Genomic DNA, 22,502 nt, shown 5'->3' with positions numbered 1-22,502 from the left:
CCGGTGCCGAAGCTGTGGAACGAGACGATCGAGGCGCACCGCCGTGCCGTGCGCGAGGCGATTCTGAACACCACGGTGGAGCTGGCCGCGGAGCACGGGGTTCGGTCGGTGACCATGTCGCAGATCGCCGAGCAGGCCGGCATCGGACGGGCCACGCTGTACAAGTACTTCCCGGACGTCGAAGCGATCCTCCTCGCGTGGCACGACCGCCAGATCACCGAGCACCTGGGACAGCTCGCGGAGGTCCGGGACCAGGTCAACGGGGCCGGCGAACAGCTCGAAGCGGTCCTCAGGGCGTTCGCCCACATCTCACGCCACTCCCGTGGGCACCACGGCACCGATCTCGCCGCGTTCCTTCACCGGGACGAGCGGGTCGCGCACGCCGAAGCGCAGCTCCACGGCATGATCCGGGACCTGCTGGCCGCCGGCGTGCCGACGGGCGACTTCCGCGGCGATGTCGCGCCGGACGAGCTCGCGACGTACTGCCTCCACGCCCTCACCGCCGCTGCCGCACTGCCCTCCGAAGCGGCGACGGACCGCCTGGTCGCGGTCATCCTGTCCGGGCTGAGCGAGGGGCACCCCGTAGCGGACGACCAGGAGCCGACGAACCGGCGCGAACGCTCCGAACATCACGAGCACCGCGCACGGCACTCCGGTCACTGAGCTTCCCCGCCCGTTCCCCCAGTCCCGCGTCGGACTGTCAGCAGTCTCACGTCGGTTATTGCAATCCTTTGGCACCTGAGCACCGAATGCCATAGGGGATGGACCACGACGTCAAGCTCGACCAGGAACCAAGGACACCGCCATGACCGTTGCGACCCAGCCCGAGCCGGGCCTCCTCCGGCGTATACGCGGAGCACTCACCCCGCGCGAATGGGCTCGGGCCGGCGCGCTGGCGGCCGCGATCCTCGCGCTGCACGTGATCGGCTGGGGCACACTCCTGCTCATCGTCGTCCCCCAGCACTTCGAGCTCGGCGGCGGCCAGGGAGCCTTCGGCATCGGGCTCGGCGTGACGGCGTACGTGCTCGGCATGCGGCACGCCTTCGACGCGGACCACATCGCAGCGATCGACAACACGACCCGGAAGCTGATCTCGGACGGGCAGCGCCCGCTCTCCGTCGGCTTCTTCTTCTCTCTCGGACACTCGACGGTCGTGTTCCTGCTGGCCCTGCTCTTCGCGCTCGGGGTGCGCTCGCTCGCCGGACCCGTGCAGGACGACGGCTCCAGCCTGCACGCCACGCTCGGCTTCGTCGGCACCTCGGTCTCCGGCGTCTTCCTGTACGTCATCGCCGCCTTCAACCTCGTCGCCCTGATCGGCATCCTGCGCGTCTTCCGCCGGATGCGGTCGGGCGGCCACACCGAGGCGGACCTGGAGGCTCAGCTGAACGCCGGCGGCGGTGTGATGACCCGGATCCTGGGCCGGGCGACCCGGGCCGTCGGCAAGCCCCGGCACATGTACCCGCTGGGCTTCCTCTTCGGCCTCGGCTTCGACACCGCCACCGAAGTGTCGCTGCTGTTCCTCGCGGCGGGCGCGGCCGGTGCGGGCATCCCCTGGTACGCCATCCTGTGCCTGCCGGTGCTGTTCGCGGCGGGGATGAGCCTGCTCGACACGATCGACGGCTCGTTCATGAATTTCGCGTACTCCTGGGCCTTCTCCAACCCGGTCCGCAAGGTCTTCTACAACATCACCATCACCGGCCTGTCGGTCGCCGCCGCCCTCATCATCGGCACGGTCGAGCTCCTGTCGATCGCCGCCGAGAAGCTCTCCCTGCACGGTGCGTTCTGGGAGCGGGTCGGCGGCATCGACCTCAACAGCGTCGGATACGCCGTCGTCCTCCTCTTCGTCATCACCTGGGCGGCCGCGCTGCTGATCTGGCGCTACGGCCGTATCGAGGAGAAGTGGGCCCTCGCGCCGGCGGAGGACTGAGCGGCACGGCGCGGAACCGCGGAATACACACTGGCGCGAACGACGCCTCACGGGCAGGCTCTGCCCCCATGATTCTGGACCCTTCCGTCTATGTAGTCATCCAGACCTATCTGGGCACCGTCGATATGGAGGCCCCCGGGCTCATTCAGGGCCTCTACCTCGTGGGGTCAGTCGCTCTGCAGGATTACCGCCCTGGGGCCAGCGACATCGACTTCGTCGCCGTAACGGCGGCGCCCCTGGACGACCGGCAGGTCAGCCTCCTGGAGCGGGCTCACGCGCGCCTGGCCGACGCGTATCCCCGGCCGCACTTCGACGGCTCGTACGTCACCTGGGAGGACCTCTCCGCCGACCCGCTTCAGGCCGCACCGGGTCCGCACGTCCACGAGCACAGATTCAGCCGCGCGTCCCGCGGCGACCGCCACCCGGTGACCTGGCACACCCTGGCCGACCACGGCGCCGCGCTGCGCGGGCCGCTCCCGGGCGACTTCGCCCTTCACACGGACCGGGCCGGTCTCGCAGCGTGGACGCACGAGAACCTGGGTGACTACTGGCGGCCCTGGTGGCGACGTGCGTCACGGCTTCCCTCCCCACTGGGCCTGGCCTGCCTGGGCAGTTGGGGGCCCACCTGGGGTGTCCTCGGCATCAGTCGCCTGCACTACACCCTGGCCTCGGGAAGGATCACCTCCAAGCTCGGTGCCGGGGAGTACGCGCTCACTCGATTCGACGACAACTGGCACCGCATCGTCGAGGAGTGCCTGCGCATCAGGGGCGGTACCTCCGGGGGATCCCTGTACCGCAGCCCCTTCGAACGCCGCGGCCAGGCACTCGAGTTCATCGACATGGCCATCCACGACGCCCAGCAAAGTGCGCATAACTCCTAAGTACTTTCGTGGATCCGGACGCGATCCAGAGTGCTGAAATCCGACAGCGGGATCTCTGCGCACCTCGAATCCATCGCGCCGGCGTGCGCGCCCCGGATCCGGTAGTTCGGGCGCGACACATCGGTGCTCGAAAGACACGCTCACCGTCGGTGTGCGGACGCGCAGGCCCCCCAACCCGAGCCTGGCGGGCGCTTCTTGTGGACGGGCGACGGCCCGTCGACCGTGTCAGCGGGCGCGCCCGCGGTGGTGGCGGACGGCGAAGCCGCCCACACCTATGGCCTTCACGAGGACGACCGCCAGGACGATGGCGCCCGCGCCCCAGCCCCACCACCGCGAGGCCGCCAGCACGGAACCGCCCAGCAACAGATGCGCGCCGACGAGCAGCGCCGCTGCTCCGACAACTGCCCTCAGAGTCCACCGGCGTGTGGTGCTGCCTGAGCGGCCATGTGCCGTCAGGTGCGCGGTGGGTAGCCGGTTGCCTGCGCCGGGAGGGTCATCGGCCGCTTCAGGCTGTTGCCAGGCCACCGTCAGGTGGTCGCGTCTGCCGATCTTCTCGATGCGGGCGGTGATGAGATCCCGCATCTGCTGCAGGTACTCCTCGCCGGCGGCCTCGATGTGCAGCACGAGTGCGTCCGGGGTGGCCTGCAAAGTCCACTGGCCCAGGCTCAGACGAACGGTGCCCTGGGTGTCGGACCAGTCGACGTCGTACACCTGGGGAGGCCGGTGACTGCCACCCTGACGGTAGTGGGAGTGGAGTCCCATCTGCTGGGTGTGTCGGCAGAGTTGGTCGAGATAGCGGCTGGCGCGTTCCGTTTCGACGCGGGCTTCCGCGGTCGGCATTGCGTTCCCTCCTGGGCTTCTCATGGATTCAGGTCCTGGTGAGGGCGACGAGCCAGGCCCGGATGCCGTCCGGGTCGGTGGTGATGTCGATCGTGCTGGGGTCGATGGAGTCGATGCGCCATCCATCGGCGAACGAGGCCTCGATCTCGGCCCTTGTCAGCTTGTGCACCCGCCCCCACTCGCCGGTCTGCCGGTCGCTGAAGCAGAGCATGAAGTAGCGGCCGCCCGGCCGGATCACGGCCCGTAGGTTCTCGACGTAGGCGGCGCGGTCGTCACCGTCGAAGACGTGGAAGAGCCCGCAGTCGAGCACGGTGTCGAAGGTTTCCCGCAGGTCGGCCAGCTTCAGGGCGTCCCAGTGCAGGAAGCACGCCGCGCGGCCCCGCTCGCGTGTCTTCTCCTTGGCCGCACGCAGGGCCCGGGTGGCGAGGTCGATGCCCGTGACGTCCAGGCCGAGGCCCGCGGACATGAGTGCGTGCTCGCCGGTGCCGCAGCCGACGTCGAGCACCCGGCCCCGGATGCCCCCTCCTCCGGCAAGTGCGACGAACGCCGGTTGTGGCCGTCCGATGTCCCAGGGTGGCGGAGCGGCATACAAATCTTCGGGCCCTGGCGGCTCCTCGGAACCGGGGTGGGGGTGGTGCGGGTAATGGGGTGAGCCGGCCATGCCGGGGCCTTCCCGTCGCGTCTGGCGTTCCGGATCGGCGTCTGGACCTCATGACAATGAACAGCTTTATCGAGACACTCTGTCTCTGTCAAATTCACAGTGTCTCGACAATCAGAGCGGCGCACACATCCCACAGCATCGAAGCCGGTGACGACGGATCCGCATGGCGCGAGCGGCACTGAAGGCGACCGCACGGCCCTTCCGGACTGGTTATGATCACGCCGTGCTCATGGAACGGACGGCCGCAGCCATGCCGCGAGCCCGCACGCGGGCTCCGCAGCTGTCCCGTCTGTTGTGGCTCGCGGTGCTGCTGTTCGGTCTGCTGTTCACCCACGGTCTGCACGGCGAGAGCGCCGCCGGGCACCTCGACGCGGGCGTCACCGCAACGCTGCCCGCGGACGGATCAGAGCCCTCCGCGGACCACGATCACGACCAGCGCGAGGACGGCGAGTCCGGCACCTCCGCACACAAATGCGCACCGGGTCAGCCGAACGACCTGCTCGACGTACCCCCGCCCGGCACCTCGCCGCTCGAAGTGACCGGCCCCTGCGGCTTGTTGCCGCACTCCGGAATGAGCGCCGTCATCGCAAGCCCCGACACCGGCTCTCCTCACACGACATCCGTGTTGCGCATTTAGGCGGACGGGCACGTCCAGCCAGCAGTGCCGTTCTGCACCGGCGCCTTCGCCGACTCCGCGAAGGGCTTTGTGCGCCCCTGTTCGGTGACACGGCAACCCATGCCCCTCGGCCGCGGCCGAGCGCCCGGCGCTGCCCCCATGCCTGGTTCCGCCCTGCCGCCACATCCTCCTCCCTGCTCCCTTCGAGCCGCCGAAAGGCCCTCCCTTGCCCCTTGTCACCGACCGCCCCGCACCCTCGACACCCCAGCCCAACCCCGGAGGCGGCCGAGCGGCCGCCCGTCGCGCCCGCAAGCGCCACCGCGCCCGCAGACCGGCCCCGCTCGCGGGCCGCTACATCGGGTACGTGCTGTACTTCGTCGGCGCGGGGCTGATCAGCGGTGCCGTGGTGCACCACCCGCTGGATCCGGCCCGGTACACGAAGATCGCTGTCATCGGCGTCCTGGTGTTCCTGGTCGCGACGGTGGTCAACGAGTTCCTGCTCGCCACCGAGCGCCCCGCACCGTCCCGCGCGATCCTCGTCATCGCGGCATCGCTGCTGCTCTCGTTCGGCATCGGCATGCTCAGCGGCGGTCTGCAGCACTTCGAGGACTTCCCGGCGCGGGGCGCCGCGCTCGTCCCCCTGGGGATAACGGTCTCGTTCATCGCGTTCGTACTCAAGGACGCGCAGTCCTCCTGGCGCCGCATCTTCGGCCCCGTGGGGCTGGGCGTCCTCCTCATCGCGACCGTCAGCTTCTTCGGGCTGCGCACGATCGCGGACGGGCTGGCCGAAACCTCCGGTGAGAGCGGGCACAGCCACGGCGACGGTGCGGAAGAGGAAGCGGATGAGCATGAAACCGGAGACGAGCCCTCTGCGTCCTCCTCGGAGTCGGCGACACCGGAGGCGACCGCCTCCACCGATGCGGAGTCCGGTCATACGTCCGACAGCCACAGCCACTGAGCCCACCGGCATCCCCGGCAATCTACTAAGTTGCTTAGATTCAGTCGGGTAACGTAGGCGTCGCATCCCGCACGGGTGCGGACCGGAGGGATCCATGGCCGGATACAGCGACGCCTACACCCCGCGAATCGTCAGCGACACCATCCAGGTCGCATCAGACATCAAGGAGGACCAGAACGAGCTCGTCTCATGGGCCTCCGTCTTCAGCACCAGCGCAATAGTGCTGGCAGTTGCCCTGGTGGTGTTCTCGACGATAGAGCTGGCATGGCGGGAGAAGCGACAGCGCAAGCAAGAAGAACAGACAGGGCCAGCCCCTGAAGCCGACCCCCACAAGGGTGAAATCTCGCCTTAACCACAGGGCCGCCCAGTACATCTAATGTACTAATGCCCTTAGCGGGTGACTCTTGTCTCTGCTGCGCAGCATCATGCTGCACGAATCGACGTACGACCAGGAGCTGAACGCGGTGTCACAAGGCAAGTCGGTCTGGGCCGTGTTCGCGGCCCTCGCTGCCGCGCTGCTGGCCGTTCTGCTCTTCACGCATACGGCTCCCCTGGCCGCCGCCCACGAACAGAAGACGACGACGTCCCAGGGCGAAGCCCTGATCTGCGACGACTCGCACGTCCCCGAGGAGACGTCCGAGCACTACCTGACCCGCGACCGCCAGCGGACCGAGCAGGCCTCGGGCGGCCCCGCTCGCAGCGCCGCGGTCATGGACGCCGCCGTGGTCGCGGCATCGTCGGCTTCCTCGCCGCCCAGGCCCGCGCTTCGCCTGTCGAGACCGGTCACGGACCTCTCTCCGGCGGCGATCCAGATCTTCCGCTGCTGATCAGGCCTGCGGGAAAGAGCTACTTCGGACGGCTGACGCCGCGCGCTCAACCGTCCCGCGCCCTCGCGCGCACTAACAGCGCCCGGGGCCCTTCCTCTTGCCCGCCGCAATGACATTCCACACCTGAACGCACCTGAGAACCGACGCGCCCTCGTGGCGTGCACCCAGGAGGCAATTCACATGCAGCCCCTCATCGACCACGCCCGGTCCTTCCACCTGAAGACCGCGGTGCGACCCGAGGAGTTCGCCCGCCTGGCCGAGGGCCAGGCCCCGCAGGCCCTGTTCATCACCTGCTCCGACTCGCGGGTCGTCCCGTCCCTCATCACCGGGGCTCGCCCGGGCGAGCTCTTCGAGCTGCGCGCCGCGGGCAACATCGTCCCCCCGTACACCCCGGGCCGGCCGACCAGTGAGGCCGCCACCATCGAGTACGCCGTGGAGGTACTCGGCGTCACCGACGTGGTCGTCTGCGGTCACTCGCACTGCGGCGCCGTCGGCGCGCTCGTCCGCGGCGAGGACCTGACCGCCGTACCCGCCGTCCGCAACTGGGGCTCGCCCACGCCGCGCCCCGGCAGAACGGCGCACCGGCTCAGGACGACCCGGCGATCGCCGACGCCGTACTGTCCCACGTGCTGGCGCAGATCCTCAGGCTGCGCTCCTACCCGTGCGTCGCCCGGCGGCTCGATGCGGGTCAACTCCGCCTGCACGCCTGGTTCTACGAGATCCACACCGGCACCGTGCTGGCCCACCAGCCGCACGCCGACACCTTCGTCGCGCTGTGAGCGCGCACAGGAGGGCCGCCGGTCAGGCGTCGCCGGGAAACCGGGGCGGGCACGGCCGCCGCAGGAAGTCCGCGGGCTCGCGATCGACGCTGCGGCAGGACTTGGCCGCCTCGCTCGTCGTCTTCCTCGTCGCCCTGCCACTGTGCGTGGGCGTGGCCGTCGCCTCCGGCGTCCCGGCCGAACTCGGCCTGGTCACCGGCATCGTGGGCGGCCTCGTCACCGGGCTGTTGCCCGGCAGCAGCCTTCAGGTCTCGGGTCCGGCCGCGGGTCTGACCGTGCTGGTCTTCGAGGCCGTGCGCGAGTTCGGGCTGCCCGTGCTCGGCGTCCTCGTGCTCGCCACGGGCCTGCTCCGACTCCTCATGGGTGCACTGAAGTTGGGCCGCTACTTCCAGGCCAGCTCGGTGGCGGTCGTCGAAGGAATGCTGGCCGGGATCGGGCTGGTCCTGATCGCGGGTCAGCTGTACTCCATGGCCGGGGCCAAAGCCCCGGTCGAGGGCCTCGCCAAGATCGCGGGGCTGCCGGGGATGCTCGCCGACGCGATCGGTTCGCCCGGCGCACGGGCCGCTCTCGGCCTCGGCGCGGGCACCATCGCCGTACTCGCGCTGTGGAAGAAGCTGCCGAAGGCGGTCCAGGTGATACCGGCGCCGCTCGCCGCCGTCGGACTCGCCACCGGCGCCTCGGAGTTCATCGGTCTGCCGGTGGCCAAGGTGGGGGTGCGGGGCCTGCTCGGCGCCATCCAGCCTCCGGCGCCCGGGGACTTCGGAGAGCTGCTGGACGTCGGAGTCCTCGGTACCGTCCTGGCCTTCACGCTGATCGCCTCCGCCGAGAGCCTGTTCAGCGCGGCCGCTGTGGACCGGCTGCACGACGGGCCGCGTACGCAGTACGACAAGGAGCTGATGGCCCAGGGTGCGGGCAACGCCGTATGCGGAGTGCTGGGCGCGCTGCCGATGACCGCGGTGATCGTGCGCAGCGCGGCGAACATCCAGGCGGGCGCGAAGTCGAAGGCGTCCCGGGTTCTCCACGGCGTCTGGCTGCTGCTGTTCGCGGCGCTGCTCCCGGCCGCGCTGGGCGTCATCCCGATCCCGGCGCTCGCGGGCATCCTCGTGTACTCGGGATTCAAGCTGATCCCCGTCAAGGAGGTGAAGGGGCTGTGGCGGGAACACCGGGGCGAGGCGCTGATCCTGGCCGTCACGGCGATGTCGATCGTCGCGGTGAGCATGTTCGAGGGCGTGCTCACCGGCCTGGCCCTGGCCGTGGTCAAGACGGCGTGGGAGTCCTCGCACGTCCAGCTGGAGATCATAGACAGGGGCGCCGGTCCCATCCAGGCGTATCTCTCCGGCAACGCCACCTTCCTGCGCCTGCCGAAGATCCTCGACAGCCTGGAGGCACTGCCGCAGAACCGCCCTGTCGAGGTCGACCTGTCCGGGGTGCACCACCTGGACCACGCCTGCCGTACGGCCCTGGAGAACTGGGCGGCACGGCACAGCGCGGACGGCACCGAGCCCGTGAAGGTGACGTCGGCCGTCTGACGGACCGATAACGCCGCGGTACCTGGAGACCTTCCGGTACCGCGGCGTTGTTCGCGCTGCGCCTCGCGGCGAATTGTGAAGCCGCAGGTCGTTCGCTCGCCTCTGGGTCCCGCGACAGACCCTAGGTCATGGCCTACGCGGGGATGAGGGACTTCACCGCCTCGCGTAGAGCGGGGTCCTCGAGCAGGTGCCGCAGCTCGTCCAACTTCCGTTGGGTGGCCGCGCCGTCCCCGACCTCTGCGAGGATCGGAAGCGTGTCGTACTGCGGCGGCGTGACGACGCTGGGGTGCTGGTAGTTCTTCAGCACCCGTTCTCTCTCCGGGGGAGACCATGGGCGGATCTGGCCCGTTCCGTCCCAGGGGCGCAGGTTGCGCACATACCAGAGAGGGTCTTGGGGGTCGAGTCCGTACACGGTCTGCGGGTCGAGACGCTGGACAGGCAGCTGGTACTGCCACATCGCGAAGAGGCGGTCAATGTTCGCGTGCAGGAGGAAGACGAAGGGGTCACGGAAGGCGGTGTGCCCGTTGGCGAGCGTGCCGCCGACGTACCCGTGGGCGTCGTTGTGGCTGGCTTCGAGCTTGAGCCGCATGCTGTGGTAGTCCGGTGCACCGATGATGTCGGAGTCGCCGAACGCCAGCAGGGGCACTCCGCCCTGTACCGCTCGGGTGAGCGTCCGCGGCGGGTCGAAGGGGTTCGCGTGCTTGGGGTCGAAGGGGTCGTCGCCGCGGTAAGGGTCGGCGTTGGGGTCGTAGAACCCGGCGCTGAGCCACGGCTCTCCGACGTCTCCCGCTCTCGCTCCCATCACCTCGGGCGTGAACAGCGGGCTCGGGTCCGTCGTCCAGTCCCAGTAGTGCAGCGACAGTCGTGGTTCCACCAGCCGGATCAGCTGCTCGAAACGGTTGCACAGTTCCCGGTGCCAGGGGAGAAATTCCGGCCCTCCGTGAACATGGGTTGCCTGGTGAATCTCGTCCTGCTTGAACCAGAAACTAACTCCCCCGACGGGCAGTTCGTCCCGGGTTCCGGGATTGTGGCGGGCGTTCAACTCCTTGATGGCTCCGATGAGAGCAGCAACTTCGTCTGCGTCGACCTGAGCGATGTTGCGTCGGATCCCGTCACCTCTGATCACAGCGCCACCCTTTCACGTAAGTCGATTTTGCCCTGATAGATCCCAATATCCGCCCACACGAGTGACGTCGCAATCGGGGCCTGACAGCGCAACCCCAACTGCGTGACCGCCGCCCCAGGCGGTCCGAGCTGAGCGGTCGTTACGCTCCATAACACTGCAGCAGAAGACGACCGGGGCGATGCTGCAGCTCCGGGGGGGGGTGAGGTCCCGGCCCCTCGCTACCAGCAGTTGGAACGTGTCGAGCTTGACACCGCGCGTCGGCGCTCAAGGCTGTGCGCACACGAGGCACCGAGCGACGGGACGCCTCACAGTGCGGCTGTCGGGCGAAGGCGTCGACCAACTCCTCAGCGAACTCGCGCCCCCTCGTGCCGTCAGCGACGGCCAGACATCATTCGGCGGTCTCTCCGTCGCAGGTGACCTCGTCGCGTGGCACGTACCGGGTCTTGAAGGTCTCCCGACCGACTTCCTTGCCGCCGTCCTTGAAGACCCGGTCGACCGCCACGTCGAAGCCCTCGAGCGGGGTCTGCGGCACGCAGCTGTCTCCGGCCGCTCCCTCGCGGGTTCCCGGCTGCTTCACGTTGGTACGCGGGCCCTTGACCGATTCCACGGAGTCGTACTTCTTGGTGCCGAGGAAGGTGACCGTCACGGAGCTGTCCGTGGCCCGCGCGTCGATGTAGATGGCGTTGCCCGAGTCGTTCCTGAACTTCAGGTCGAGGCTGCCCCAGGCCACCGTGGCCTCGCGGCCCTCCGGGTAACGCTCGATGTAGAACGAGTGCGCCCCGTACTCCACCGGCTTCACCCCGGCGAAGAAGACGGCGTTGAAGACCGTGGTGGCGACCGTGGAGACACCTCCCCCGGCGGCCTTCTCGAACTGGTTGTTGTTGATGATGATGCCTTCGACGAATCCGTTGGCCTCGGTCCGCTCCCCCACGGTGCCGTTCAGGCTCCAGGTCTTGCCGGGCAGAACGACCGACCCGTCGATCAGTTCCGCGGCGCGGCCTATGTTCGTGACGCGGTAGGCGGCGGGCTCGAAGTCGACCGTGAAGGTGGATATCTTCTCCTTGATGCCCAGCCGGCCGACGTTGTCGCGGGTCAGCTTCGGCTCCACCTTCTCGGTGGCAACCGCCCCGGTGCGGGCCGCCCCGGTGCGCGTCAGCAGCGGCAGTACAGCCTCCCTGACCGCCTTGGCCGTGACCTTCTGCCCGGCCTTGGCGTCCGAGGCCACCACCACCCGCCCACCGTCCAGGCTCAGCTTCGCGTCGACCGCCTTGTCGGTGGCCGAGGCGAGCGATCCGGCCACCGACGGCTCGGCCCGGAGCCCCTCACCGTCGAGCACCGGCTTCAGCCGGTTCCCCCCGTCCGGCTTCATCGTCAGGTGCCTGCCGAGCGTCGCCGGGCTGATCTCGACCTTCCGGCCGCCCGTGGTCAGCGTGACCGGAGCCGACATCGCGGGCGTGGCGAACTCCTTCATCGCCCGGTTCACCTCCGCCGCGCCGACCCGGGGTTCGGTGGTACGGACCGGCAGACGGACTGCCTCCGTCCCCTGGCCGGGGACGGTCGAGGCCAGAACCTTGAGCGCGCCGTCCACGTCCAGGGACTGCCCGGACACCGGCTTCGCGGACACCGGCTCGCCCTCGTGGAATGTGACGCCGCCCTCCCGGACCTTGCGGTCGTGCGCCTTCGCCGTCCTGGCCAGAGCCGCGCGGGCCTTCGCCTCGTCCACACGGACCACCGGCTCGACCTCGCGATCAGCGCTGGTGAACAGGCGGCCGATCACGGTGAAGGGGTCGGACCCCGATTGCGCTGCGCGGGCGACGGTCTCCTCGCTGTCCAGGGAGAAGCCGGCCACGTCGATGGCGGCGGTGCGGTCGCCGATGCGAACCTTCACCGGCTCCGACCAGGCCCCGCCCAGGCTGCTGTCCAGCTTCTCCCGCGCCTGCGAGCGGCTCAGCCCGCCGATGTCCACACCGCTCACCCGGGTACCTCCGGGAACCTCGCCACCGGAGGCCAGCAGGCCCGCCGCATACAGCCCGCCGAAGCCGACACCCGCCGCGCCGGCCACCACCAGGGCGACACGGCCTATTCGGCGACGACCGGGCGGCGTGGTGTCGGTCGTGTCGGTGGGGTCGGCGGGCGGGCCGAGAAGCGATGAGCGAAGCACTGGTTCTCCTCGTCTGTGACGGTCGCGTGGCGCGGGCAGGGCTCGCACGGCGGGCCGCATGCCGGGTGATGATATGAGGACTTTTGCGGTGATTCTGTTAGCCCCGTCACCGAGGTCCACGAGGGGGGCGACTGTCAGCTCCCTCTCGGCACGGCGGTTCGCCGCGGGCGGGACCTCGATGCGTCGTGAGCGGCCCCGCAGCGGGCTCACCGAGCGACGGCCGGGGCGGTTGAAGTCGTACGACATGCACCGGCTACGACGGCTTCGGCCGCGCCGCCGACACGACACAGGGCGGGCCGACCACCTGAACGACGGGCACGACAACTCCTCTTCTCCGGCCGGCGTCGCTCGACCGGTCGATCCACACCCTATCCCCTGGCAAACTAAGTTACTTAGTTAATAGCCCCTACACCTGATGGGTGGGAGGTCGCACGTGCTTACCGGCCGCCGATACGCGGTCGTTCAACGGAACGGGGCTGTCGGCGACGCGGAGACGGCAGGAAGCGGGGCGCGGTCTCCCCGTACTCCTCCCAGATCACTCCGAAGCGGGCGGCGACCTCCGACTCCTCCCGGATGGCCAGGCGGCGGTAGATCCAGACCAGCACCGGGAACATGACGAGCGTCGGCAGAGTGGGCCACATGAACAGGAACCCGGCCATGATGGCGAGGAATCCGGTGTACTGCGGGTGGCGGACATACCGGTAGGGATCCCAGGTGGCCAGCCAGCCGAGCCGCGCGGCGGCGCGCAGGTGCCGCCACCCGGCGGTGATGAGCACGAAGCCGACGATGATCAGTGCGTAGGCGGCGAGGTGGAAGGGGCTGAGGTGCGGGTCGCCCTGCCAGCCGATCAGGTCATTCCACAGGTGGCCCTGGTCGTGGCTGAAGCCCAGGTCTGGGAACCAGCCGCCCAGCGGACCGGCCAACAGGTAGACGGTCAGCGGGAAGCCGTACATCTCGGTGAACAGCGCCACCACGAAGGCGGAGAAGCCGCCCAGCGCCTTCCAGTCCCGGGCGGTCCTCGGACGAAGGAAGCTCGCCGCGAAGGCCACCAGCAAGAGCGTGTCGACGACCACCAGGACCCACAGGCCGTACCCATACTGATCGTTCACCGTGCCGCCTTTCGCGAGCACTCCCAGGTGCGCCACAGTCTCGTCCGTGCCTGAGCGCCTGGCCGCGTACGGCGGAGAGATCCGTGCCCGTCCGACGAGACCTCCCTGTTCGGACCGGCCGCCCTTACGTCCGCCGACGCGGCCGCCGCTCCGCAGTGGGGCCGCTTCGTCCACGACCGGCACCTTCTCGTGCGTCCTCCGGGCCCCTCCCTCGGTGGCGGGGTGGCGTGCACCGTGGCCCACGGCCGACAGCGGCAGAGCATCGCGAAGCAGCCGGACCACGTCGGCGAGATCGTCGGACTCGGACCGGCACGTGGAACAGCGGGCGAGATGAGCCCTGACCATCGCGTCCTCCTCGGGCTCCAGTGCCCCGATCAGGTACGCCCCGAGCCACTCGCGCATCTCGTCGCACCCCGCTGCGGGACTCGGCATGCGCCCTCACCTTCTCTCGTTGCATCCGGCGTTCCGGGGCACGGTCAAGTACCGACGGCCCCGGGGCTGCCGCCACCTCGACCACCCCGGACACGCGACCACCCGCCGTCACGAGTCAGCCAGGGCGGCGTCGCGGTAGTCGGGCGGCAGCGCCCGGTCGACACGGGTCGCGAGGGCCGGTGCGCACTCGCGCATGCTCTGCCGGGTGACCAGGAGCAGGGACAGCGTGTTTCCGGTCTCGTCGTCGATCGGGAAGCGGGCCTCGGGGTAGCGCCGGGAGAAGTCGATGATCGTGTCGACGTTGTGGGTGAGCGACGTCCGCTCACCGTCTCCTCCCTTGGCACCGCATGTCGCGTCGATGTCGTGGAGAGCTTGGTGCACGGGCCGCACCTGGGCGGTGGGCGGGGTCACGAAGGACGCGGTGGGGGTCGGCGCGGCGGCGCTGGAGGATCCGCCGCCGCGGCCGGACCCGTCCCACAGGGCCACCACTGCCGCGGCGGCCAGGGCGATCACCACGATGGCGGCCACGGCCGGCAGCAGCAGGCCCGGCCTGCGGCGGGCCGGTCGGGCGGCGGTCCCGGTCGCTGCGCCGTCCACCGGGTCGGATGTGCCGTCAGGGGCGGTGGCCCGGTCGCCGTCGCCCTCGCCGTGGGGCGTCGTCACGCGGTGACCTTCCAGGTGGTGCCGCCGTCGGCGCTGCGGTAGGTCACGGCGTTCTGGCCGTCCAGCACTCCGGCGTACAGGGTGCTGCCGGTGGCGTCGTAGCCGACCGCGCTGGTGCCCTCGGGCAGGTCTGCCTTCTTCCAGGTCTTGCCGCCGTCGGTGCTCAGCTCGCCGGCGTCCATACCGACGGCGATGATCTGGTTGACGTCCTTGGGGTTCCAGGCGACGGCCATCGCGCCCATCGGGCCACCCAGGCTCTTCCACGTCCTGCCGCCGTCGCTGCTGGTCATCATCCCGTTGGACATGTCGGGGGCGATCAGCCGCCGCGGATCCTTGGGGTCGACCAGGATGGTGCCCATGAAGGAGCGGCCCGCCTCGGCGTTGACCGTCTTCCAGGTCTTGCCACCGTCGCTGGAGCTGAGCAGCCCGGCCTCCGGGGAAGCGACGTAGACGGTGTCGCCGGACGCGCCGATGCCGTGCGCATCGCTGACCGCGCTCGCGCCGGTCACCTTGGTGAAGGTCGCTCCGCCGTCGGTGGACCGGAACAGCCCCGGGTGCCCGCCCACCAGCACGGCGTCCGAGGTGGTCGCCCAGCCCATGGGGTCCGCCCCGCTCAGCGAGGGCACGTCCTTCCAGGTGCGGCCGTCGTTGCCGGAGACGGCGGCCGCCGCGTGCCCGCCGACGAAGAGCCGGTCGCCGACCACCGACACGGTGTGCAGGTCCCCGCCCACGAAGGGCTCCGTCGCCGACCCGGCCGACGCGCCGCCGGAATCGTCGCGGCTGGTCACCCAGAAGATCCCGCCCGCCGCGACCACTACCACGGCCAGGGCCGCACCGCCCCAGCGCAACCGCTGAGCCCGCTGCTCGGCGCGCCGCGCCTCGGCGACCCGCTCGGCCGCCGCTGCCCGGCGCCGCTCGGCCTTGGTGGCGGGCCCGGTGGCTCCGGCCGACGACTTCGTCTTGCGGGACGATGTGGAGGTCATGAGCGTGCTTCCTTCGTAGGGGGTCGTGACCGGAGGGCAGAAGGGGGAGGTTGGCCCGAACCATCCGCATTTCACTCGGTTCGCGTGTCCCGGCACTTCCGCCCCCGAGGGCGGAAGCCGCCACCAGGGGCGTCACAGCCTCCCGTCAGCCTGACAGCCAGGAATACTACTAGGCACCTAAGATACTTAGGTAGGTCGACAGGTGCCATTGCCGTCCCGCCAAGGTTCGCGCCAAGGCGTCGTACGCCCGTCGCCGACTACCCGCTCGGGCACCCTCGGCCCCGCGCCGGAAGCAGGCGTACTACTGAGCATCATCGAGAAGCCCCTCTCCTGGGACCCGCCGACCGAGACGATGAGCGGGTCACCTTGCTCGGACGGTCCTCTGGACGGGGAAGGTGACCCTCCCATGCTCGCCCAGGTCGGGACGCGGACCGCTGAGCCGCGTCACCGCCGGGTCGTGAACCGGCCGTTGCGGCCACCGCTGTGAAGTCGTGCCGTCCCAGAGGGACTTGGGCCACATGCGCGCCGCCGGTCCGGACGGGCCCGCCGAGACCGGCGGGCCCGTCCGTGAGACGTACGGAGAACGTCAGGCCTTGTAGGCCACGTTCGCCATCATCCCGACCTCGCCGTGGTACGCGTTGTGGCAGTGCAGCATCCACTGGCCCGGGTTGTCGGCGTCGAAGAAGACGGACAGCTTCTTCTTGGGCAGCACGATCGCGGTGTCCTTGCGGGGCCCGGAGTCGCCGATCTGGTACGTGTGGCCGTGCAGGTGCATCGGGTGCCACATGTCGGTGGTGTTGACGAAGTCGAGCCGTACGCGCTGGCCCTCCTCGATGAGGATCGGGTTCGCCTCGGGGTTCTCCATGTCGAACGGCTTGCCGTTGATGGCCCAGTTGTACTTGTCCATGCCTCCGGTCAGCTTGACCTGGTGCGTGACGTCGGTCTTGGCGGACTTCAGCCGTACGTCGTCGGCGGCACGCAGCTGGGACGCCGTCATGATCATGCCGTCGAGTTCCTTCGGGCGGACGGTCGCGGACGGCTTGCTCCCCGAGCCGGTGCGCACCAGGGCCAGACCGTTCGCGTTCTTGCCCTCGGCCACGGCGACCAGCGGGAAGACCCCGTCGCCGAGGGTGACGAGGACGTCGTACCGCTCCCCCATGCCGACCAGCAGGGCGTCCACCTCCTGGTGCTGGACCGGGAAGCCGTCGGTGTGGGTGATGGTCAGCTTGTGGCCGCCTAGGGCGAGCCGGTACGCGGTGTCACCACCCGCGTTGATGATCCGCAGCCGCACCTTCTTGCCGGGCTTTCCGGTGTAGATGTCCGGGTCGGCCGCCACCCTGCCGTTGATCAGATGGTGAGGGTACTTCACGTCGCCGGCGTCGCCGCCGAGCAGCTTGCTGGTGGCGCCCATGAGCATGAACTTCGACATGCCGCCGGACGAGGACGCGGAGGCCGACGGGGACGCGGAATCGCCGCCCATGTCCATCCCGCCCATGTCCCCCATGTCGTCCGAGCTGCTGGCGCTGGGGCTGCTGCTGTCCATGTCCATGCCGTCCATGTTGCCCATGCCCTGCTTGAGCTCGGCGAAGACCTCATCCGGCGTGCCGGTGACGCCGTCGACCCAGTCGTCGAGGAGCACGACCCACTCGTCGTCGTACGACAGCGGCTCCTTGGGGTCCTCGACGATCAGCGGGGCGTACAGGCCGCGGTCGAGCTGGACGCCGACGTGCGGGTGGAAGAAGTACGTGCCCGGGGCGTCGGCGATGAACTTGTAGGTGAAGGTGGAGCCGGCCCGGACGGCGGTCTGGACGGCGGGCGGCACGCCGTCCATGTCGTTACGGAGCGCGATGCCGTGCCAGTGGATGGACGTGGCCGTCTTGTTCGGGAGCTGGTTGGACAGTTCGGCGACCAGGGTGTCGCCGACCGAGAGCCGGACTTCCTTGCCCGGCGTGCGTCCGTCGAAGGCCCAGGTCTTGGGCGTGACGCCGCCGCCCAGGTCGATCATGGCCGATGCCGCGGTCAGGCGAAGCTTCTGCTGCCGTCCCGTGCCCTTGCGCTTCTTCGCGGCGGCGGCGACCGCCGAGCCGGAAGGATTGACCAGGGCGTTACTGCCGGAGCCGGAACTACTGCTGCACGCGGCGAGCGCGCCGGCGCCCGCGACTCCCAGTCCGGCGAACAGGACGGAGCGTCGGTTGATGCTGTTCATAGCGTGGTGTCCTCTGTTTCGAAACTGCCGATGTGGTCGCGAGGGGACGGCACATCGCGCGCCGTCCGGCGCGGCCTATATGCGCAGTTGCGAGAGGACGGACAGATCTGGCGGGGCTCGGCCGACCGTGGCGCCGGGCGCGCGTCCTGCCACGGCCTCACGAAGATCCGCGAGCGGCGAGAACTCGTTCTCGGCGGGGACGGCGAGCTGTACGGAGTCGACACTCGCCGTGGCGCAGTGCTGCATGCCCGGCGCGGCACAGCCACCGGTGTCGGCGGTGTTCGGGGAGGAGGGTTCCCAGGAGGTCGGCGTCCCCTCGTCCGGCATGACGTGGCCGGCATGGGCGGCACCCGTCACGGACGAGGCGCCCATCGCGGACATGGACGAGGCGTCCATCGTGGACGAAGCGCCCAGCACGGGGGCGGCGCCCATCGCGGCCGTCTCGTGATGGACGAGCACGGCCAGCGCGACGAACAGGGTGAGGAACACCCCGTACACCCAGCGGACGGTCGTACCGCCGCCGCGAGCTGTCCGCATCGTCATGGGCTCACCTGTCATGTGCCTTCGTCGAGGTCGCCACTATACCCCTGACGGGTATTCCAGGATCTGGTCGACCGATGCCGTTCCTACTTGGTCGGCAGCCCTCCGTACGAGTGCAGACCCGTGATGAAGATGTTGACGCCGTAGTAGTTGAAGACGAACGTGGCGAACGCCACCATGCCGAGCACCGCCGCGCGCCGCCCCTTCCACCCGGCGGTGGCACGGGCGTGCAGGTACGCGGCGTAGGCGACCCAGGTGATGAAGGCCCAGGTCTCCTTGGGGTCCCAGCCCCAGTAACGGCCCCACGCGGCCTCCGCCCACACCGCGCCCGCGATGACCGCGAAGGTCCACAGGGGGAAGACCAGGGCGGTCAGCCGGTACGCCAGCTTGTCCAGCGTGCGCGCGGACGGCAGCCGACGCCACAGCACAGCCCCTCGTCCCTCGCTCCCGCCCGCGGCGACCGCCCGCTCCCAGCGGTCGCGGATCAGGTACAGACCGCTGACCACGGCCGCGGTGTGGAACACGCCACCGGAGATGATCGCGGCGGAGACGTGGATCCACAGCCAGTACGAGTGCAGGGCGGGCACGAGCTGCGCGGAGTCGACGTACAGCACCGACACCGCGAGGCCGAGGGTGAGCAGGACCGAGAAGAGGACCGGGACTCCCAGCCAGCGCACGGGCTTGCGTGCCGCAAGCAGGCCGACGTACGCGGCCGACGCCATCAGAGCGAAGGCGGAGGAGAACTCGTACATGTTGCCCCACGGCGGCCGGCTCACCGCCAGGCCGCGGGCCAGCACCGAGCCGAAGTGGAGCAGGAGCGCGAACACGGTCAGCGAGACGGCGATCCGCCCGACGAGGTCGGCCTTGGGGCTGCCGCCGGCGGCTCCGGGACCGTCTCCCTCCTGGACCTGGGGTTGTTCCAGAGACGCGGTCGCGGGCGGCGCCAGCACTTGCGTGCCGCTTCCTGTTGCACCGCCCACGGCCGCGCTCCTTGTCCGGCCGCTCTTGCGCGCGACCGGAGTCCGCCGATCCGCCGAAGAGAGGGTGGAGGTACGAACGCCCGGCCCCCTGCTCCCGAACACCCACTCCGCGCAGGCGGCGACGAAGGCGAGCAGGTAGACGGCGATCGCCGAGTACATCAGCCCGTTGGCGAACTGGGCCAGGTTCTGGTCCGCGAGGGAGGTGCTGCTCACTTCTGCTCCTGGTGCAGGGGCTCGGGGGTGCTCACGTCCGGTCCGGCGGTCCGCAGGGTGGGGAACCGCTCACTCAACTCGTGGGCGACTTCGGCCACTTCCTCGGCTGTCCGGTCGGTCCCGCCCGGGTCCAGTCCGGCGACCGCGATCCGGACACGGCCGGACAGCATGGGCTCCACGCGCACCCACACCCGCCGGCGGCGGATGAACAGCGACGCGCACAGGCCGAGGCCCATGGCGACGGCGCTCCACAGGGCCGTGCCGTTGCTGGGGTTGCGGGCGATCTGGAAGCTCGCCCACTGCTTGATGCCGTCAAAGGTGAGCGAGCCCGCGCCGCCGGGGAGTCTCATCCGGTCGCCGGGGCGCAGCGCCCGCGCGAAGGGGGAGCCGTCGGTGTCCCGGAACTGCTTCATGCGGCTGGAGTCGAGCTGGTAGACGTTCTGCGGGCGTCCGCTGTCCAGGCCGAGGTCGCCGTGGAAGGCGGTCAGGACCAGCACCGGGTCATCCGGGGCGGGGAACGAGGACAGCGAGCCGTTCTTGGTCGGTTGGACGGTGGGCAGGAAGAGTCCGGCGAAGCCGAGACCGTCCCGCTTGCCGTTGCGGTCGACGGCGTCCGGTGCCTTGATCACGCCTACCGAGGTCAGTTTGCCGTCCTGCGGCAGGAACGCGGCGGGCCCCTGCCAGGCGACCTGGCCCTTGCCGTCGCGGACGGTCACCACGGGGGCATATCCGTGGCCGACCAGGAACACCTTGGAACCGCCCACCTCCAGGGGCTTGTTTACCTCGACCCGGGCATCGCGTGCCCGCCCGCCGTCACTCCCGGTGTAGCTCAGGCGCGCGACGAAGGAACTGGCGGTGCCACGCTGCGGACCACTGCGCTGGTACGTGGCGGAGAACCCCTTGAGCCGGAAGCCGAACGGCTGGAGACCGTCGGCGGAGGCCAGAGCGCCGGGGGTGAAGTCGTCGTACTGCGTGAGGGTGTTGGTGAAGGTGCCCCCTTCGAGGACGAGCTTCTGGCCGGTCGTGCCGAAGAGGCCGCCCACGGCGAGCGCGACGAGGAGCCCGAACAGCGCCGTGTGGAACACCAGGTTTCCGGCCTCGCGCAGGTACCCCTTCTCCGCGGCGACCGAGCCCTTCCCCTCCAGGTCGACGGCGACCCGGAACCGGCGCCGCCGCAGCAGGTCCGCGGCGGTGAGCAGGACCTCGCCCCGATCGCCCGACGCCGTCCAGACGGCATGCTGCGGCAGGCGGTCCAGCCGGCTCGGCGCGGCCGGCGGCCGGGACCGGAGCGTGCGTACGTACTGCCCGGTCCGCGGCACGACGCAGCCCGCGAGCGAGATGAAGAGCAGCAGGTAGACGGCGGCGAACCAGGGCGACGAGAAGACGTCGAAGAAGCCGAGCCTGTCGAGTACCGGTGCGAGGTCCGGATTGCGCTTGCGGAAGTCCGCGGCCTGGGCGGGTTGCCGGCCTTCCTGGGGTACCAGGGAACCAGGGACGGCGGCGAGCGCGAGCAGGAGCAGCAGGACGAGCGCCGTGCGCATCGTGGTCAGCGAGCGCCAGACCCTGCGCAGCCAGCCGACCGGCCCGAGCCCCCTGGGCTCGCCGGCCTGCGGCTCGGGATCGCTCGTAGCGGTATCGCCTTGTACGAGAGGATCGACGAGACTACGAAAGTTATTAGTAGCCACGGGGGGAGTCTGGCACACGACAGAAACCGTTCACCAGCCACCCCCGTCAACCGCGAACGGAGACCGGGAACCGGGGGCCGTCGGCGATCGTCTACGAAATCACTTAGAGCCTTAGGGAATAGGGAATGGAGAAGGGCCTCATGCGACAGCGCCTGACAGCACGACTGGGCCGCCGGACCGCGAAATCACTCGCGCTCGCCTCGGCCGCCGCCGTCGTCCTGGCCGCCTGCAGCACCGGCGGCAAGGCGGACAGCGGCTCGGACGTGGCGGCCGACGACGCCAAGAACGGCGGATCGGCCGCGATAGTCGTGCAGCCCGGCGCCGACAGCGAGAAGGTGCCGGTCAGCCGGAAGGTCACGGTGCGTGCCCAGGGCGGCTCCCTGTCGTCCGTCGAGGTCAGCTCCCCCGGGCCGGGCAGGCTGTCCGGCACCTGGTCGAAGGATAGGTCCGTGTGGACCTCGACCACGTCGCTCGCCCCCGGCGCCACCTACACGGTGAAAGCGGCGGGCAAGGCGTCGGGCGGGTCCTCCCTCACCAAGACAGCCTCCTTCAGCACCGAGGCGGCGAAGAACTCCTTCGTGGGCGAGTACTACCCCGACAAGGGCACGAAGGTCGGCGTCGCGATGCCGGTGTCGATCACCTTCAACAAGGCGATCCACGACAGGGCGGCGGTGGAGCGCAGGCTCAAGGTCACCTCCTCCCCCGCGGTCGAGGGCGCCTGGAGCTGGATGAAGGACCGTGACGGCAAGGACCGCGTCGACTACCGCCCCGAGAAGTACTGGAAGCCCGGCACCGACGTCACCCTGCGCATGGACCTGGCGGGCGTCGACGCGGGCGGCGGCGTGTACGGCACCCAGCAGCGCGTCGTGAACTTCACCATCGGCGACGCCGTGACCAGCACGGTCGACGTCAGGAAGAAGACCATGACGGTGGCGAAGAACGGCAGGACGCTCCGCACCCTGAAGGTCTCCACCGGCAAGAAGGACTTCGAGACCTGGAACGGCACGATGGTCGTCCTGAGCAAGGTCCCGACCATCCGCATGAACTCCGACAGCGTCGGCATCTTCGGCCCCGAGGCGTACGACCTCGGCTCGGTGAAGTGGGACGTCCAGCTCACCCCGTCCGGCACCTACGCGCACGCGGCGCCGTGGAACGAGGGCAAGTTCGGCGTGGTCAACGGCAGCCACGGCTGCATCGGCATGAGCACGAGCGACGCCAAGTGGTTCTACGACCAGGTCCACCTCGGCGACCCGGTCACCGTCGTCAACTCCGTCGACACGGTGGCGACCAACAACGGCTACGGCGACTGGAACGTCGACTGGGCCACGTGGAAGAGCGGCAGCGCCCTGGACTGACCCACCGATTCCCCTATACCCCCCAGGGGTA

21 protein-coding genes and 1 pseudogene are annotated in these 22,502 nt (G+C 69.7%); 11 read left to right on the top strand and 11 right to left on the bottom strand.

Going from position 1 to position 22,502, the window contains the following annotated elements; translation table 11 throughout:
- Nucleotides 1-3 precede the first annotated feature (3 nt).
- The 3 genes from AC5DRG_RS49315 (at nt 4) to AC5DRG_RS49305 (ending at nt 2,808) form a co-directional block, all read left to right on the top strand.
- Nucleotides 4-663, top strand: a complete 660-nt coding sequence (locus tag AC5DRG_RS49315; RefSeq protein WP_491806867.1) for a TetR/AcrR family transcriptional regulator — start codon at nt 4-6, stop codon at nt 661-663.
- Between the two features lie 142 nt (nt 664-805).
- Complete coding sequence (nicT, locus tag AC5DRG_RS49310) at nt 806-1,927, top strand: Nickel transporter NicT (protein ID WP_491806866.1); 1,122 nt, start codon at nt 806-808, stop codon at nt 1,925-1,927.
- A gap of 68 nt (nt 1,928-1,995) precedes the next feature.
- Nucleotides 1,996-2,808: an aminoglycoside adenylyltransferase domain-containing protein gene (locus AC5DRG_RS49305; RefSeq protein ID WP_491806864.1), complete on the top strand. Its 813-nt coding sequence runs from the start codon at nt 1,996-1,998 to the stop codon at nt 2,806-2,808.
- Nucleotides 2,809-3,033: 225 nt separating this feature from the next.
- Here the strand turns inward: AC5DRG_RS49305 and AC5DRG_RS49300 are convergent, their stop codons facing one another.
- Together AC5DRG_RS49300 and AC5DRG_RS49295 are read right to left on the bottom strand one after the other, a co-directional pair.
- Entirely contained in the window at nt 3,034-3,648 is a 615-nt protein-coding gene (locus tag AC5DRG_RS49300; protein ID WP_491806863.1) for a DUF2218 domain-containing protein, read from the bottom strand.
- Nucleotides 3,649-3,676: 28 nt separating this feature from the next.
- On the bottom strand, nt 3,677-4,309 hold the full coding sequence (locus tag AC5DRG_RS49295) for a class I SAM-dependent methyltransferase (RefSeq protein ID WP_491806862.1): 633 nt from the start codon (nt 4,307-4,309) through the stop codon (nt 3,677-3,679).
- 223 nt (nt 4,310-4,532) lie between these two features.
- On the opposite strand from AC5DRG_RS49295, the gene AC5DRG_RS49290 reads away from it, so the two are divergent.
- The 6 genes and pseudogenes from AC5DRG_RS49290 (at nt 4,533) to AC5DRG_RS49265 (ending at nt 9,018) form a co-directional block, all read left to right on the top strand.
- On the top strand, nt 4,533-4,946 hold the full coding sequence (locus AC5DRG_RS49290; RefSeq protein ID WP_491806861.1) for a hypothetical protein: 414 nt from the start codon (nt 4,533-4,535) through the stop codon (nt 4,944-4,946).
- Nucleotides 4,947-5,151: 205 nt separating this feature from the next.
- Nucleotides 5,152-5,883, top strand: a complete 732-nt coding sequence (locus AC5DRG_RS49285) for a hypothetical protein (RefSeq protein WP_491806860.1) — start codon at nt 5,152-5,154, stop codon at nt 5,881-5,883.
- A 94-nt stretch (nt 5,884-5,977) separates the two neighbouring features.
- Complete coding sequence (locus AC5DRG_RS49280; RefSeq protein ID WP_491806859.1) at nt 5,978-6,235, top strand: hypothetical protein; 258 nt, start codon at nt 5,978-5,980, stop codon at nt 6,233-6,235.
- Between the two features lie 52 nt (nt 6,236-6,287).
- The gene (locus tag AC5DRG_RS49275; protein WP_491806858.1) at nt 6,288-6,710 is read left to right on the top strand and encodes a hypothetical protein; all 423 of its coding nucleotides are present in this window, start codon (nt 6,288-6,290) and stop codon (nt 6,708-6,710) included.
- 180 nt (nt 6,711-6,890) lie between these two features.
- Nucleotides 6,891-7,489: pseudogene (locus AC5DRG_RS49270) on the top strand (carbonic anhydrase).
- Nucleotides 7,490-7,578: 89 nt separating this feature from the next.
- Nucleotides 7,579-9,018 carry a SulP family inorganic anion transporter gene (locus tag AC5DRG_RS49265; RefSeq protein WP_491813371.1) on the top strand — a complete coding sequence of 480 codons (1,440 nt, stop codon included), beginning with the start codon at nt 7,579-7,581 and terminating at the stop codon, nt 9,016-9,018.
- Between the two features lie 133 nt (nt 9,019-9,151).
- Here AC5DRG_RS49265 and AC5DRG_RS49260 read toward each other — a convergent pair whose 3' ends face one another.
- Entirely contained in the window at nt 9,152-9,982 is an 831-nt protein-coding gene (locus AC5DRG_RS49260; RefSeq protein ID WP_491813370.1) for a tyrosinase family protein, read from the bottom strand.
- Between AC5DRG_RS49260 and AC5DRG_RS49255 the strand changes: the two genes are divergently transcribed.
- Nucleotides 9,869-10,180 (top strand): hypothetical protein, encoded by a 312-nt coding sequence (locus tag AC5DRG_RS49255; RefSeq protein WP_491813401.1) that lies wholly within the window; start codon nt 9,869-9,871, stop codon nt 10,178-10,180. The two genes, AC5DRG_RS49260 and AC5DRG_RS49255, sit on opposite strands and share 114 nt — an antisense overlap.
- A gap of 352 nt (nt 10,181-10,532) precedes the next feature.
- Here the strand turns inward: AC5DRG_RS49255 and AC5DRG_RS49250 are convergent, their stop codons facing one another.
- From AC5DRG_RS49250 to resB, 8 genes are all read right to left on the bottom strand, one after another.
- Nucleotides 10,533-12,305: a VanW family protein gene (locus AC5DRG_RS49250; protein WP_491806857.1), complete on the bottom strand. Its 1,773-nt coding sequence runs from the start codon at nt 12,303-12,305 to the stop codon at nt 10,533-10,535.
- Nucleotides 12,306-12,742: 437 nt separating this feature from the next.
- Complete coding sequence (locus tag AC5DRG_RS49245; RefSeq protein WP_491806856.1) at nt 12,743-13,846, bottom strand: zf-HC2 domain-containing protein; 1,104 nt, start codon at nt 13,844-13,846, stop codon at nt 12,743-12,745.
- 108 nt (nt 13,847-13,954) lie between these two features.
- Nucleotides 13,955-14,509, bottom strand: coding sequence for a hypothetical protein (locus AC5DRG_RS49240; protein WP_491806854.1), 555 nt, complete (start codon nt 14,507-14,509; stop codon nt 13,955-13,957).
- The gene (locus AC5DRG_RS49235) at nt 14,506-15,492 is read right to left on the bottom strand and encodes a WD40/YVTN/BNR-like repeat-containing protein (RefSeq protein WP_491806853.1); all 987 of its coding nucleotides are present in this window, start codon (nt 15,490-15,492) and stop codon (nt 14,506-14,508) included. Before AC5DRG_RS49235 ends, AC5DRG_RS49240 begins: the two co-directional genes overlap by 4 nt.
- Before the next feature lie 586 nt (nt 15,493-16,078).
- The gene (locus AC5DRG_RS49230) at nt 16,079-17,698 is read right to left on the bottom strand and encodes a multicopper oxidase family protein (RefSeq protein ID WP_491806851.1); all 1,620 of its coding nucleotides are present in this window, start codon (nt 17,696-17,698) and stop codon (nt 16,079-16,081) included.
- A 75-nt stretch (nt 17,699-17,773) separates the two neighbouring features.
- A complete protein-coding gene (locus tag AC5DRG_RS49225; protein ID WP_491806850.1) occupies nt 17,774-18,241 on the bottom strand; it encodes a hypothetical protein in 468 nt (155 codons plus the stop codon).
- Between the two features lie 83 nt (nt 18,242-18,324).
- Nucleotides 18,325-19,431: a c-type cytochrome biogenesis protein CcsB gene (gene ccsB, locus AC5DRG_RS49220; protein WP_491806849.1), complete on the bottom strand. Its 1,107-nt coding sequence runs from the start codon at nt 19,429-19,431 to the stop codon at nt 18,325-18,327.
- Nucleotides 19,428-21,116: a cytochrome c biogenesis protein ResB gene (resB, locus tag AC5DRG_RS49215; protein WP_491806848.1), complete on the bottom strand. Its 1,689-nt coding sequence runs from the start codon at nt 21,114-21,116 to the stop codon at nt 19,428-19,430. Before resB ends, ccsB begins: the two co-directional genes overlap by 4 nt.
- Nucleotides 21,117-21,256: 140 nt before the next feature.
- Between resB and AC5DRG_RS49210 the strand changes: the two genes are divergently transcribed.
- On the top strand, nt 21,257-22,471 hold the full coding sequence (locus AC5DRG_RS49210; RefSeq protein ID WP_491806847.1) for a L,D-transpeptidase: 1,215 nt from the start codon (nt 21,257-21,259) through the stop codon (nt 22,469-22,471).
- The last annotated feature ends 31 nt before the right edge of the window (nt 22,472-22,502 follow it).

The organism is Streptomyces sp. JLBG701 (genome assembly GCF_058544905.1).
The sequence above is the reverse complement of the archived record's forward strand: the minus strand, read 5'-3'. Positions and strand labels throughout refer to the sequence as shown.